Source organism: Parascardovia denticolens DSM 10105 = JCM 12538 (genome assembly GCF_001042675.1).
Lineage (GTDB): Bacteria > Actinomycetota > Actinomycetes > Actinomycetales > Bifidobacteriaceae > Scardovia > Scardovia denticolens.
This window is the reverse complement of record NZ_AP012333.1, coordinates 458,986-472,228: the sequence shown is the minus strand read 5'-3', so window position 1 is coordinate 472,228 and position 13,243 is coordinate 458,986. Positions and strand designations below refer to the sequence as shown.

Below are 13,243 nucleotides of genomic sequence, written 5' to 3'. Positions count from 1 at the left end.
CTTTAGGGAATGAGCTTATTAACGAAATTCACCCCCTCTTGGGCTATGGACCGTACATCGATGGAAGCTGATACGCTCCTCCGAATCCCAGACCGAGCGCCGCATCCGCGCTTAAATCAACATTCACTTTCCCATCCTGATAAGTGACGCCTGCGTCGGCGGCGGCGCCATGAAGATTGGTCCCGAACCCGCCAAAGGGCAGGTTCACGCCGATATCTTGGCCAAGGTCACCGGAAGCTTTCGCTTCGGCGTGGGCCGACCCTTCGCCGTATACACCAAAGCCGTTCGTTCCGAACTCGCCTTCCACCCCGGCCCCGACGTCCACTTCTCCGCTGGCGGACGCCTGCGACCGCAGGCCCAGGATCGTCATGCCGGCCTGGACCTCGCCCTGCGCATTGACCAGATGGTGATCCCTTACAAAGTCCCCTCCGATTTTGACCTTTCCATCATCATCGATGGTCGCCTCGATGGAATTCTCTTTATCCGTGTAATTCGTACGGATATCGCCGTCCGCTGCTGCGTCGACGTCGAAGAATGAATGCTGGATGATCGCCTGAGCCGTCTCATGCCGGGCCTGGTCGGCGATTTGCTGGCTGACGAAGTCACCCGAGAATTTTGATGAGTAGGTCCCGTCAAATTCTTTGACCGCCTGGCTTAAGGAATTCCATTTATCCTGCATATCATGACAGGCGTTCACCTGGGCGGAGATAAAGCGGCTCATGTCATTCAGACTGCCGATGATTGTATCTCTTTCCCCGCACTCGTTGTCGAGTTCGCTCGCTCGGGACGCGAAAACATCCGTATCCGATCGGAACAGATCGGCCTTGTCCGCGGTGTCCCCCAGATTCGCTCCGACGTTACTGTCCGGATCGCATTGAATCCTGTTCTCGTTCTGCGGGCTGCAACCGACCTGGGCGAAAAGGTCCTTATACTTGACCTGCAAGGAGTCCATGGCATACTGGACGGCCCTGTCCAGATCCTCCGAAAAGATCCCGTACGCCTCCCTGTAACTGGTCAGACCCACATCTACCCGGCAATAATCATTTTCCGCTTCCTGAGCCCAGACCCCGCTTTGACCGTCCAGGACCGAAAAATTCTCATCCCGAACGCTGAGGAACTTGTCATCGATCTCGGGCTTGCGGCTTTTCACCGCGTCCGACACCGTTACAATTAATGATCCAAAAGCCAGTGCTATTAAGTCCTTCACCAGTTTGGGACCGAACTCTTATGGTTGGTAGCCAAACTAGTGGTGTGTAAATCAAAGCAAAGATTATGCATCCGATAATTCCCCATAAATAGGTTTTATACGAAAAATTAGATTCGTTATCATCCATGCTTATTTTCCTCCTTTGGTGTCGGTTCCTTTGTTCCCTCCTCTACTGGCGGATATACCCGTGGATGTTTCACTGCCCTTTTGGCCGTAAACCACCATTTTTTATCTGGTATTTTGTATGCAACTCTAAATTGACGATTGTATTTCTGGATGTAAATCAATTTATAAACTCTATCTAATTGATAGAAAAGCAAGAAAATTAATAGTATATATAGTATTACCGATGCAGAACCTAATGTTAATTCAAAGTTTAAATGTTTCACAATAACTGAGTATGTCGCCATTACAATATTAATAATTAGCATCAGTGCTAATGTGGTAATGGTCGCTTTTAAATTACTAATTCTTGTTTCTTTACCATGTATTTTCATAATCCATATATAAGTCGATACGCAAAGATACATAAAAATAATAAAAAGTTGAACAAAAAAGGAAATCCATCCTTGTACTATTACAAGAACTAATGTAATTATTGAGGAAATTGAAAAAAATGTCGTTATACTCCAAACTAATCCGATTAAAGACCCTTGCACTGATGCAACGCCTCGATTGTAATATGGCATAATAACCCACGCCAATAGCATCAGGAAAAAGATCAAGTCAGATATTTTCACAAGTGGCCCCATGATATTTATCAGTATGCTAGCGACCCGGTTCCCTGTTTCTCCCCAGTTTCCTTGCGCAGGCCCAATACCAATAACGTATAGCATAATAACGAAACCTATAGCTAAGATAAACACACCAAATTTTGTAAAAAAATTAGAATAGGAGAATTTTAAAGTTTCATTTATATCCTTTCTTTGAATATACCCTGATATTTGTTTGTAAGATTGGTTAAACATAACTATGCACTCGCTCGCTTTCCAAAGATATTTTGGGCCATTTTACCGGCTGCGTCATAACCCTTACCTTCACTATTAGTTTTCAAAATTTTATCGACCTTGGTCCCAACTCCAACTTATAAAGCAGCATTAAAATACTTGGCCAATCATACCTATCGTGAAACCGTTAATGAGTTTAATATCTCTAAATCTTAAAAGAGAGTCCTATTAGTAAAGGGTAGAGTGTAATTTTTGCAGATTACGTAGTAGTGTACTTAAAAGGACAGTCTTCGATATGATCGTTAATTAGGCCTACCGCTTCAAGAAAGGAGTAGGTTGTTACTGGCCCCATAAATTGAAAACCTATTTCTTTAAACTCTTTTGCTAGGTTTCGAGATAGTCTATTTTGGGTCGGTATGTCAGTAAACTGTTGAGGGTGGTTAATGATTGGCTGTGGAATTAGGGTTGTTAGTACTGTACACAATTGGTGCCCTTCACGGTGCATTTTAGTCATTACACGAGCATTATTAATGGCGGCATCAATTTTTCGCTGATTACGAATGATTCCTCGTTTTTTCAGTAATTGTTTACGTTGATTACTGGTAAATCTTGCAACCCGCTCCACATTAAAGCCTGCAAAGGCTTGTCGAAAATTTTCTCGCTTATCCAAGACTAATTGCCAACTAAGTCCCGATTGAAAGGATTCTAGAACCATCATCTCATATAAGTAATTCTCGTTGAGGTTCAGCTTACCCCATTCGTGGTCATGATACTTCGTAAGGAGTGGAGCATCATCGTTTTTCGGAAAGCAGCGTTTCATTTAATTCCTCCTAATAGTTCAATCAGAATTTGAACATAAAAAGGGCATCTTTTCAGATGTCCCACCGGTTCGGATAAGTAATCGACTGACTTGATTTATGCATCAGCATCATCGTACTTGTATTGTTGCTACTTTCTAAGAAGCAACTAAAAAAACTGATTAAGTCCATTAACATTTCAGCAAAACAAATCAGTGCCTGTCGCGTGTGACAGGTGTTTTTGTTAGTCTTAGAGTTATTTGAAACTATTTTTATTTAGGGCAAAATCTAGAGCTATTGCAATCATAATTAAGCATCCTGCAGTAATCCAACCAAGTTTAATAGCTGTTACTAGTTCATGAGACCACATGTTTAAAAATACTGAACCTGTTGCTGTACCCATAGCAATAGCAACATTTTGAACCATTCGTTGGAGTGACCCAATACTACCCTGTGAAGTGATATCAGTAGTTTTCATAATTACAGATATGTTCGCCGGTTGGAAATAGCCACCACCCACACCATAAATAAACAAACATATTGTAACTAAAATATATGGTAAAGATGTTTGATATAGGCTCAAGAGTAGTAATGAACAAAGAATAATAGATAATCCGACTTTAGAAAAGGAATTATCTTTCAAACCATTATTATGTGCACTAGATATTCTAGAAAATAAAACTAGACCTATAGGTGCACCTAGTACCAGTATACCCGTCAATCCTGAATTTAATTTAAAGACAGTTTCAAACAAATAAGGTGGCATAAGAAAGATTATGGCTGAAGCAAAGCCAAAGGCAATCGTTTCATATAGATATACCAGTAGTGATTTATTCTGAATAAGATTTATTACATTGACAACAGGAGTTTCTTTATTTCTTTCTACTTTAAACAAGATAATTACAGCTATTAAACTAGCAATTATTAATGCTATCCCAATAATACTATGTGAGCTTAGCAATGACAATCCACTAATAAGCAGTATCACAAATAGTCCATTAGTAAGACTTCCAGGGTAATCAATGTGTTTAGCGTATTTATTCTCAGAGATCTCTGTAATTAATTTGTGATTACAAATGAGTCCCAGAAGGACGAACGGAATGTTTAACCAGAATATTCCTCTCCAACTATTTAATGATAGTAGCAATCCACCTAATGAAGGACCAAGTACAGGTCCGACACCAATCATAATTCCTAAAACTCCGATAGCAGAACTGGATTTTTCAGCAGAAACTAAGGTAGTAATTAAAGAGGCTGATGTTGCTTGTAATGCAGCTGCACCAATACCTTGGAAAATTCGAAACATAATTAACATTTGAATATTAGCTGAAAGTCCGCAAAGTAATGAGCTAAGCCCAAAAATTATCAGTCCAATATACGAGAACGATAGTTTACCAAATTTATCACTAAGTAGTCCAAAAGGAAGAATAAAAACAGCAAGGCTAATAGTATAACCCGTAACTGCAATAGCAGCAATGTCTGCTGTAGTTTCAAAGTAAGATTTAAAAAATGGTAGTGCAACATTGATAATCCCTGTATCTAATGTTGATAATAACATTCCTATGCCAGCAACTATAACGACTAAATTTTCTTTAGTTCTTATATTCATAGCGTATTCTCCAAGAAAGAATGAAAGTCTATATTTACATCATGATTCAAGCTGTAAGTCATTTCTGCAACAACTTCTGCCTTATTTTTTCCAATATGTTGCAGATCAGCACCCATTTGCCTATTCACATTTGAAATATCAAATGTATCTGGGTCTGCAAATTTTAGATTTCGAATACCTATTCGAACCAACCGTTGTGCAAGTTGTCCTCCTATTCCAATTACAATATTTTTCGATTTTTCTTGTTTATTATGTTGTTCCTGTTTGGTGTCACCGAGCCAACCCAAACTACGATTTCCCCTTTCCCAATACATCTCTTCGTTTGGGATTGCTGTGTATTTTAAGTGCTTTTTGGCGTGAATCATTCTATTAATCCTCCTTGTTAGATTGTGCTAATTATGCTAATATAAATCTAATTAACAATCAATCGATTCAAGAAATATCGAATCAAAGAGGACAAAATGACTATTAGGATAAACTTTAGTAAATACTCTACTGTAACAGACGAGACACTAACTCAAAGATTTCAGTTTGTTTATTCACCACTGAATGAACTTCTTAGAAGTCTTCATGTCTTGATGAATCCTAGGCATCATGGGTTGGTTGTAGATTGGGCCTTAAAGACAATGGAACAATTGGATAAAGAGGATATTGATAATTTGTACTACTTTAGTCCTGTATATGAATTAGGTGTTCCTCCCACTGTACTTTGTAATTTTCAATACAATGCTAGTAATCTAAAGGATGAACTATCCATGCTTCGCGCTTTTCTTAGTAGGCAAAGTAATGTAAATGGACTAATTAATGAGTTATCCACCTTAAATCACGATAGAAGTAACACGTTTATTCCAAATTTAGCTAAAGGTCTTGAATGGCAGGATTTTTCTATTAAACGGAATCCATTACTTATAAAAGACCTTAGTGGTAACCCGCAAACTGTCATTAACCGTTTTTTTAAATTTATCGTTAAGTATAATGACAATGTTTTTTCTGCGGTTTGGGAAAAAGATAATATTAAAAAACTGTTATTTCAGGAAATCAAGATACGGGCGAACTCAATTAATATTCATGGTATTCGAAGTACTATAGATGAATTGCAAGTAGCCCGTATGCACTGGAAAAATGATACTTTAATTATTAATAAGCCTTTTGAGAGAGAAATTGATCTTAAAGATACTGACACAATTATGCTCATACCAAGTTTTTTTACTTGGCCTCATCTATTCGTTGATACATTTAAAAATGGAGTGGTCATTACTTACGGACTACAAAAAAGAGCAGATCTAATTTATACACCAAAAGAACTATTATTAACTTTTAAGGCTCTTAGTGAACCAACCAGACTTCAGATCTTGAAAACCGTTTCGAAGTCACCTTGTACTACACAAGGACTGTCACAGCTTTTATCACTAGGTACCTCGACTGTATCCAGGCATTTACAAATATTAAAAGAAGCAAATTTACTAAGAACCACAAAACAAAAAAAGTTCGTTCTTTATCAAATAACAAATAGAATATTTGAGTTAGTTCCTAATTTTTTAGATTTTATGAGAGATGATAACAAATGAGAGTTGTAAATAGTGCACTTACCTGTAATAAATGGTTGACTGTTAATGAACTGTCAAAAGTCTGCCATTTAAGCAGAGAAGAAGTAATAAGTCAACTTCAGTGTGATAAAACTATTATTTCATTACATTTTTACGGTAGATGGTATTACAAAAATAAAATGAGCTACAATGTAACGAAATTAGGTAATGCCAGTAATAACATGTTGGATAGTAGAAATACCATTAGTAATTTAGGAATTGCAAGAACCTGTTTACATCATCTTGGTGGAAAACTAGGTGTCACTATTTTTAGGTATGCTGAGCTTAAATATCTAATCTTTACTTCTGATAAAGTTAACTATTCTCTTACTGAAAAAGGGAAAAATATATTCAGCGAGTTTTGTAAAGTAAATCAAACCACCGTACCCTGTTGCTTAGATTTCTCGGAGCGAAATTTCCACCTTGGAGGAAGAATAGGAAATGATCTTCTAAATTATTTATTGGAAGACGATTTGTGTAAGTTAATCGAAAGTCGAAAAGTAGAACTTGTAGATGGCGGAATTAAAATGTAGGAAATCGACGGTTTAAAATTGTCGGTTTTCCTACATTTTTTGTATACTCACCTTATCTATTTGATGAGGAAGTGAAGAGTATGCGCAACGACGTTTACGAAAGGATGAAACATTTCGTGATAGAAGACATAAAACCAAACTACACGGCTATTGCTCGACAATATGGTGCTGATCCACGAACAGTAAAGGCTGCATATTTACGGGCCTTAAATGGCCAAGATCCAAGTTATAATCATCAACGCCACAGGCGCCGTAGTAAATTAGATGAGTATCGTGACATTATCGAGTCTAAATATGCGGCAGGCTGTTCTGCTAGATCAATCTTTGATTTTATTGTCGAGAAATGCTTCACTGGCAAATGTATCCTTCCAGATTTTTGCGCCCCAAATACGGCTTAAGTACCGGCGAATAATCGGGCAGATCCGGAGTCACGCCAAACTTGTGGAAGATCTCCTGACTTTGGAAAACGTAGTCCAACACCAAATCGTCCTTGGTGGCTTGACCATAAATTTGATCCAAATTCTCGTATTCAACGATTTCAGCGCCCATCTGCCGAAACCCAAAAACGGCGTGGGCAATGTTAATCGAGCTAAAGGTCGTGATGTCCGTCTTAATCACCTTCGCCCAGACTCGCATAGTTACCCCTCACTTTGAAATTAAATAACTATCAATTGCGGTTTCCCAACCGACTTCAAGATAGCATTGTCACCTAAAATAGTAATTTGTTGATCATTAACAGCATTGGATAATTGATAGAGAGTTATCAATCCGGTATCAGGAATTTTGCTCTTCAAAATCTCAATTAGCCTCTGCTTTGTCTGTTTAGAAACTACTTCTCGTTCGTAAAGGCTAAATTGCTTCATCATGAATCCTAGCTCAACCAAGCGCTTCCGGTACTTAGTAGCTTGTTTACGCTCAGCCTTAGTATTGCGTGAAAGGTCAAAACTCAATAACAAAATCATATTGAATCCCCCCTTCGATAAACGAAGGGAGATTCAGGTTCCCTGAACTATTGTTTTCAATGCAGGTAGTTAAGGTATCAACGGTCAGATGAATTGCATCACTTAAATGCATTACTTGCCCATTAATGACACACTTTTCAAGAAGAATTCTGACAAGCAATCTCCGTTCCTCAGCATCGAACTCGTTGTCTTCACTAAGAAGAATATTCTTTGTAATGTAGTTATCAACAAACGGACGGTAGGTTTCAATCACATCATCAGCGAGATTGTACGGGTTCGCAGTCGATTCATGGTGAATCCCAAAGCTTGGTTCAAATCCCTTCATCACCAACAGCCGCCTAATTTCTGCACGGATGATTGCATAGCCATAGTTTAAACTTGCATTTTGAATATCCTTCGTTCGTCCCCGTTTAAAGGACTGACCAAATAAGACCTTGAAGTAGTTTTTTGCTGCGACGGCTTCCCCATTATGCTCATCACCATCAACAACGGTATTTGAAACAGAGCGAACTAATGCGACGTCATCTGCATTAGCCTCGTTTAGTTCCAAACAACGAGCTTGGTTTTCAATCTTTTGAATTACAATCTTTCGCCAGATCCGCTTCTTCACCTTACTAGTTAAGGTTAGTTGCTTTTTCAAGCGTTCATAGCGGTGTTCCTGATTGTAGGTGGTCTCGATCATTTCTAAAGGAGAGTGGCTTCGGTCACAGAATAAAATCCGAATGTGATTGAGAATGCAATATTCAATCACTCGCTCCGATAGATAACACTTTCTATTATCAAACACCAATGTACTAATATCATCAAAGGTCAGATATTTCTTTTCCTTTGTCTTGATATTTGAAAATTTTAGTCCTTCTTTAGTGACACCAACAAAACATTCATTCTCCACATAAACTATATTCTTCACCCTTTACCCCTCCCGAAGTAAGGACCTGCCGATGAATCAACATCCTACTATTTCATTTGGTGTTAATTTCTTTCTCTCGAATATAACCTATGCGTCAATTATAAATTATATGTCTGGTCTACTGCAACGAGCTTTCTTGGCCCCTAAATCTAAAGAGAGCGTGTATCGAAATCCAAGGATTCCGATACACGCTCTCGCTTTTTACTACGTCTCCTTCTAGCGGAGATTAGTTCATATCTGCAACAGGTCGGCGCTGGTATCGAGGCTCAAATCGAGATCCGCCCCGTCTTTTTGGGCGGAGGAGGAAAAATCGGAATGGAAAGTCCGGGCTGTGGCCAGCTTGGCCTGCAAATCGGCGATTCTGGAGTTCAGGCTGTTGATTTGTCCTTGCAAATCGGACACTTGGGACTGCAAGTCGTTTCTTGCTCCCGTCAGATCATCGATCTGTGATTGCGTTTCCTGGTTTCCTGCCATAAGGACCCTTTCTCTTTTCTTTTCCGGACTCACTTGCATTTTATCTCAAATGAAAACAAAAATCCACCCGGCGCGACGAAGACGGCGGGTGGAAGGGGAAGGCCGAAAACCGAAAGTGGAAGGCCGGATTGGGCCTATCCCAGGGAAAGCAAGGCCTTGTAAAGGTCGTTGACCTTCGTGGGCATGTAGTCGTTCATCATCATGATCTGGTGGGAGTCCACGACTTCATCGGTGTACAGGCTTCGCAGGCCCACCATCCCCTGGAGGGTGTTGGCCAGGATTTGATGGTCGCGGGCCATCAGCGCCTGGGCCTGGGCGGACTGGTCCGGCCCGGGGAAGATGTCGCAGACGGCCGCCTGATGCCAATCGACGACGGGGTCGTCATAGCGGAAAAGGTAGGCGGCCAAAGACCCATAAGGGCGCTGGATGCGCACGTAATTGAGCAGATAGCGGTTCTTGCCGGAGGCGAAGGGACCGTAGGAAAGGGGGATCCAGACCTCTTTCCGCTGGCAGTGCTCCTCGAAATGATCTTCCAGGGCCAGGAAATGGGTGGCCGGGGCGTGGGCGTCCCTGACCTGTTCGTAGCTGCCGCTCAAAGCCGCGCCGACGTTGGTGTAGAACACGCCGCCGAAGGCCTGGGCCGCTTTCTGGGCCTGGGCGGCCCCCAGGCTTCTGCGCACATCGTTTCCCTGGATATGGGCCTTGATGCCGAAGATGGCGGCGACGATTCCGGCGATGATGGCCAGACCGATCACGACCCCCATGACGGGAGCCATCCAATCCGGGGCGGGCGTCCCCTGGGAGTAGGTAGAGCCAGTGGCGAAAATCATGGAAGCCATCCTTTCATTCTTGCGTATCTTCGGAAAGCTGGAAGGTATCGACGAACTGCTTGTATTCCTTTTGGGGAACGCCAAAAGCTTCCAATCCATAGAATCCAGCCGGAGAGAAGACCACGGTTCTGCGCAGGATGACAGAGGAATCCTCCGAGGCATGGCCCATATAAGTGATGGCTGTATGCCCATCGACCGTGGTAAAAGTGTATTCCCCTTCTTTCACCCCCATGAGATGGGCGTAATTAGACAAGACCTTGCGCCTTTGCGATTCGCTGAATTCCTTCGACTCCTCGGTCTGCTTGGAGGAAAACTGGCTGGCGGACACCGCATAGTTGATGTTGTCATTCTTGTCCACAGTCGAGTAACGTACATAGGATCCGCCGTTATCCTTATAGGTATCCTTTTCCGGGGTACCAGGGAAGCAGACGGAATACCCCATCAACTTGAATGTGAATTTTTTCCATCCATGCGGGATGAGAGTCGAGGAAGCGGAGGAATCTGGTTGTGAGCCTCCCTTCGATTCTTGGGAGGAACCGCAGGCGGCCAAACCAGTCATGAAAGCCATCGTTGCTATGACAGCGGAAATCCGCCTGAAAGACCTTTTCATATCAAACCTCTTTTTCTTTCCACAGCTTTCCACTGCAGCTCGCAAACTTCATCTCAGTTTTTCCGGGACCTGATGGGACGACCGTATCATGTCTTTCCTGCTCAATCGGGGCCGTGCCGCCATCGGGCATTGGTCGAAAAGCTCTCTTCTATCTTCTAGGAACGGTCGGCGTCCAGGAGACGGAAGGTATCGACGAACTGCTTGTATTCCGAGCTGGAAGTTCCAAAGGATTCGAGGCCATAGATGCCAGCGGACGAGTAAACGACCTCTCGACGCATGATCACCGAGGAGTCCTCGCTATCGTGACCGGTGTAGGAAATGGCCATATGCCCGTCCACGGTGGTGAAGGAATACTTGTCAATCTGCAGAAGACGAGCGACATTGGTCAAGACCTTACGTTTCTGCGCGTCATTGAACCCCTTGGAGTCTTCGACTTGCTTCCGGGTGAATTTGGTGACGGACACAGCGTAGTTGATGTGATCCTTGTCATTGACCGTCGAATAGCGGGCATAAGCGCCGGTGGGATCCTTATAGGTGTCCTTCTCCGGAACGCCCGGGAAATAGACGGAATAGCCCAGATCCTTGGACGTGAACTGCTTCCAGCCCTGGGGGGCAGTGACGGAGGAAGTGGCTTTGTTCGCCGATGGGGCAGTCGACTGGGAGGAACCGCAGGCGGCCAGACCTGTCATGAGAGCCAAGGAAGCGACGACGACTGAAATACGTTTGAATGGTTTACTGTTCATTCATGAACCCCGTTTCTTTCTATTTCGACTTACTCTGGCCACTGTAGCACTGAGCGGTCATCTTTACCTCGTCAGCCGTGATTCTAGTCCTCCAACAGGCGCACGGAAGTGATGACCTGATGCACGTCCTTCAAATCGTCAGCGGCGCTGGGACCGGCAGCTGAAGCCTGGAATTGATAGGAATCGGCCACACCATCGTGCCAGGACGTCAGAACGGCCAAGCAGCAAGCCAACTGGCCTACCTGATGGTCGTAAACGTATTCCATGACGTCCCATTCCTGTCCGTTCTGGTCTTTTCCACCTTTCCGAGCGGTGACCTTGACATTCTGCAAAGACCCCACATAGGCATCCATCTCCGCCATAATTTCTTCGGAAGTGATGGAAGCGACCCGCCTGTCATGCGAAACCACCAAATTCGGAGAGAAAGAATCCTCACGCTGTCGGATCAGGCAGAAAAGGACATGATCGACATGCGTCACCTCCCAACCTTGAGGGACGTCAAAAGAGAAGCGCGGGGTCGCGACGGTCATCTCATCGGGAAAAGTTAACATAATGAACCTCCAATTTATTTTATCTGATTATACGGGAATGGTCGGTTTTGCAACAGGTGGCGGCGCTTTCAGGCAGACGGCCGTTTTTCAGCTGAAGAGATGGTGGACGAGGTCCGCCCCTCCATCGACGATCGATTTGACATCGACGGAACCGGATACATGGAAGCCGGCCCCGACTCCGGCGGTAGCGTTCCCGCCAAAGTTGACGCTCAACTTTCCGTCCTTGAAATTCACGCCGGCCTCGCCTCCCACACCAGCCCCGGCTCTGACCGAAGCATCGGCGGAGACGGAGAAAGGCCCAGCATGCCCGCTGACATTCCCTTCCGCCTTCGCGCCGGCGAAAACTTCTCCGCTGGCATTCAACCCGTAGGAATCATCATCGGGATTGTAGCCAGCCTGGACTTTGCCAGTTCCCTCCGCTCCGGCGAAGGCCTCTCCATGGGCGGACACCCCTGCCCCTCCGAAGGGAAGATTCTTGCCGAATTCAAGGCTGGCGTCACCAGTGGCCTTGACACCAGCATAAGCGGAAACCTCGCCGTTAGCCCCATACTGGTTAACGCTGCCGCTGGCGCTGGCCCCGGCTCCGACGTCGACGCTTCCGCTCATCTTACCTTCGCCGCTGATGCCAAGAATCGTCAGATTCTTATCAACGCTGCCGCTGGCATTAAGAAGATGATATGCCTTGGAAACATCTCCACCGATCTTCATCTCCCCATCATCGCCGATCTCGAATGTGACGCCACTTGAGCCATCCGCATAATTCGTGTTCACGTCTGAGGACTGGGCGCTGTCGCCGGAAAGGAGGAAATGCTGGACAATCGCCTGGGCTGACGCTGTCTTAGCCTGTCTTTCCATGTCAGCGGTCACGAAGTCACCGGAGAATTTCGAGGAATAGGTGTTGTCGAATGCCTTCACGGCCTGGGATAAGGTGTCCCACTTCGTCTTGACATTGTTGAATTTTTCAGCTTCGTCATTCGTATAGGACTTGACCTCATTCAAACTCGAGATAATCGCGTCCCTTTCTCCGCATTCATTGTCGAGGTCAGAAGCGTGTGAAATCAGGTCGGATGCCTCTTTGGCCATGTCTTGCGCTTTCTGCGCGGCATCGGAGATGCTGCTGCCGAAATTGCTGTCCGGATTGCAGCTGATCCGCTGATCGTTGCTCGGGGAGGACCCGACCTCCGCGAACAGTTCTTTGTATTTGGGTTTCAGCGAGTCAGACGCATCCGAAGACGCCTCTGCCAAAGATGAAGAGAATGAGTCGAAAGCACTTTTAAAAGCCGTCATCGACACATCCACCAGATTATACGATTTTTCGGCGCCTTGGGCCCATACGCCGCTTTGTCCGTCCAAGACATCGAAATTCGCCTTTCTGGCCCCATCAAATTCGTTTTCAAAATCGCCTTTGGTCGTTTTGGCGGCGTCCGCCGCGTTTTTCAGACCATCCACATCGATACGGAACATGTTTTTGCCTCCTTATAACT

General features: G+C 44.1%; 16 protein-coding genes. 2 read left to right on the top strand and 14 right to left on the bottom strand.

Going from position 1 to position 13,243, the window contains the following annotated elements:
• Positions 1-43 precede the first annotated feature (43 nt).
• The 5 genes from PSDT_RS02025 to PSDT_RS02010 form a co-directional block, all read right to left on the bottom strand.
• Entirely contained in the window at positions 44-1,162 is a 1,119-nt protein-coding gene (locus tag PSDT_RS02025) for a hypothetical protein (RefSeq protein ID WP_223293603.1), read from the bottom strand.
• Between the two features lie 164 nt (positions 1,163-1,326).
• Entirely contained in the window at positions 1,327-2,175 is an 849-nt protein-coding gene (locus PSDT_RS02020; RefSeq protein ID WP_006289762.1) for a hypothetical protein, read from the bottom strand.
• Between the two features lie 238 nt (positions 2,176-2,413).
• Positions 2,414-2,974, bottom strand: a complete 561-nt coding sequence (locus tag PSDT_RS02015; RefSeq protein WP_006289761.1) for a DNA-3-methyladenine glycosylase I — start codon at positions 2,972-2,974, stop codon at positions 2,414-2,416.
• A gap of 233 nt (positions 2,975-3,207) precedes the next feature.
• Positions 3,208-4,560, bottom strand: a complete 1,353-nt coding sequence (locus PSDT_RS08045; protein ID WP_006289760.1) for an MFS transporter — start codon at positions 4,558-4,560, stop codon at positions 3,208-3,210.
• The gene (locus PSDT_RS02010; protein ID WP_006290623.1) at positions 4,557-4,925 is read right to left on the bottom strand and encodes a ThiF family adenylyltransferase; all 369 of its coding nucleotides are present in this window, start codon (positions 4,923-4,925) and stop codon (positions 4,557-4,559) included. The genes PSDT_RS08045 and PSDT_RS02010 overlap by 4 nt, the downstream gene beginning before the upstream one ends.
• A gap of 96 nt (positions 4,926-5,021) precedes the next feature.
• Between PSDT_RS02010 and PSDT_RS08040 the strand changes: the two genes are divergently transcribed.
• Positions 5,022-6,128 carry an ArsR/SmtB family transcription factor gene (locus tag PSDT_RS08040; protein WP_006289759.1) on the top strand — a complete coding sequence of 369 codons (1,107 nt, stop codon included), beginning with the start codon at positions 5,022-5,024 and terminating at the stop codon, positions 6,126-6,128.
• The gene (locus PSDT_RS08035; protein WP_006289758.1) at positions 6,125-6,679 is read left to right on the top strand and encodes a hypothetical protein; all 555 of its coding nucleotides are present in this window, start codon (positions 6,125-6,127) and stop codon (positions 6,677-6,679) included. The genes PSDT_RS08040 and PSDT_RS08035 overlap by 4 nt, the downstream gene beginning before the upstream one ends.
• 348 nt (positions 6,680-7,027) lie before the next feature.
• Here the strand turns inward: PSDT_RS08035 and PSDT_RS02005 are convergent, their stop codons facing one another.
• The 9 genes from PSDT_RS02005 to PSDT_RS01965 form a co-directional block, all read right to left on the bottom strand.
• Positions 7,028-7,315, bottom strand: coding sequence for a hypothetical protein (locus PSDT_RS02005; protein WP_006289757.1), 288 nt, complete (start codon positions 7,313-7,315; stop codon positions 7,028-7,030).
• Between the two features lie 20 nt (positions 7,316-7,335).
• Positions 7,336-7,641: a CRISPR-associated endonuclease Cas2 gene (cas2, locus tag PSDT_RS02000; protein ID WP_006289756.1), complete on the bottom strand. Its 306-nt coding sequence runs from the start codon at positions 7,639-7,641 to the stop codon at positions 7,336-7,338.
• Positions 7,619-8,551 carry a type II CRISPR-associated endonuclease Cas1 gene (gene cas1 / locus PSDT_RS01995; protein ID WP_006290625.1) on the bottom strand — a complete coding sequence of 311 codons (933 nt, stop codon included), beginning with the start codon at positions 8,549-8,551 and terminating at the stop codon, positions 7,619-7,621. Before cas1 ends, cas2 begins: the two co-directional genes overlap by 23 nt.
• Before the next feature lie 231 nt (positions 8,552-8,782).
• Positions 8,783-9,025 carry a hypothetical protein gene (locus PSDT_RS01990; protein WP_006290893.1) on the bottom strand — a complete coding sequence of 81 codons (243 nt, stop codon included), beginning with the start codon at positions 9,023-9,025 and terminating at the stop codon, positions 8,783-8,785.
• Between the two features lie 134 nt (positions 9,026-9,159).
• On the bottom strand, positions 9,160-9,864 hold the full coding sequence (locus PSDT_RS01985; RefSeq protein WP_006289753.1) for a hypothetical protein: 705 nt from the start codon (positions 9,862-9,864) through the stop codon (positions 9,160-9,162).
• A gap of 4 nt (positions 9,865-9,868) precedes the next feature.
• Positions 9,869-10,465 carry a hypothetical protein gene (locus PSDT_RS01980; RefSeq protein WP_006289752.1) on the bottom strand — a complete coding sequence of 199 codons (597 nt, stop codon included), beginning with the start codon at positions 10,463-10,465 and terminating at the stop codon, positions 9,869-9,871.
• Positions 10,466-10,620: 155 nt separating this feature from the next.
• The gene (locus tag PSDT_RS01975) at positions 10,621-11,208 is read right to left on the bottom strand and encodes a PsbP-related protein (RefSeq protein WP_006289751.1); all 588 of its coding nucleotides are present in this window, start codon (positions 11,206-11,208) and stop codon (positions 10,621-10,623) included.
• 83 nt (positions 11,209-11,291) lie between these two features.
• Positions 11,292-11,759, bottom strand: a complete 468-nt coding sequence (locus tag PSDT_RS01970) for a hypothetical protein (RefSeq protein WP_006289750.1) — start codon at positions 11,757-11,759, stop codon at positions 11,292-11,294.
• 87 nt (positions 11,760-11,846) lie between these two features.
• A complete protein-coding gene (locus PSDT_RS01965) occupies positions 11,847-13,223 on the bottom strand; it encodes a hypothetical protein (RefSeq protein WP_006289749.1) in 1,377 nt (458 codons plus the stop codon).
• Positions 13,224-13,243: the final 20 nt, after the last annotated feature.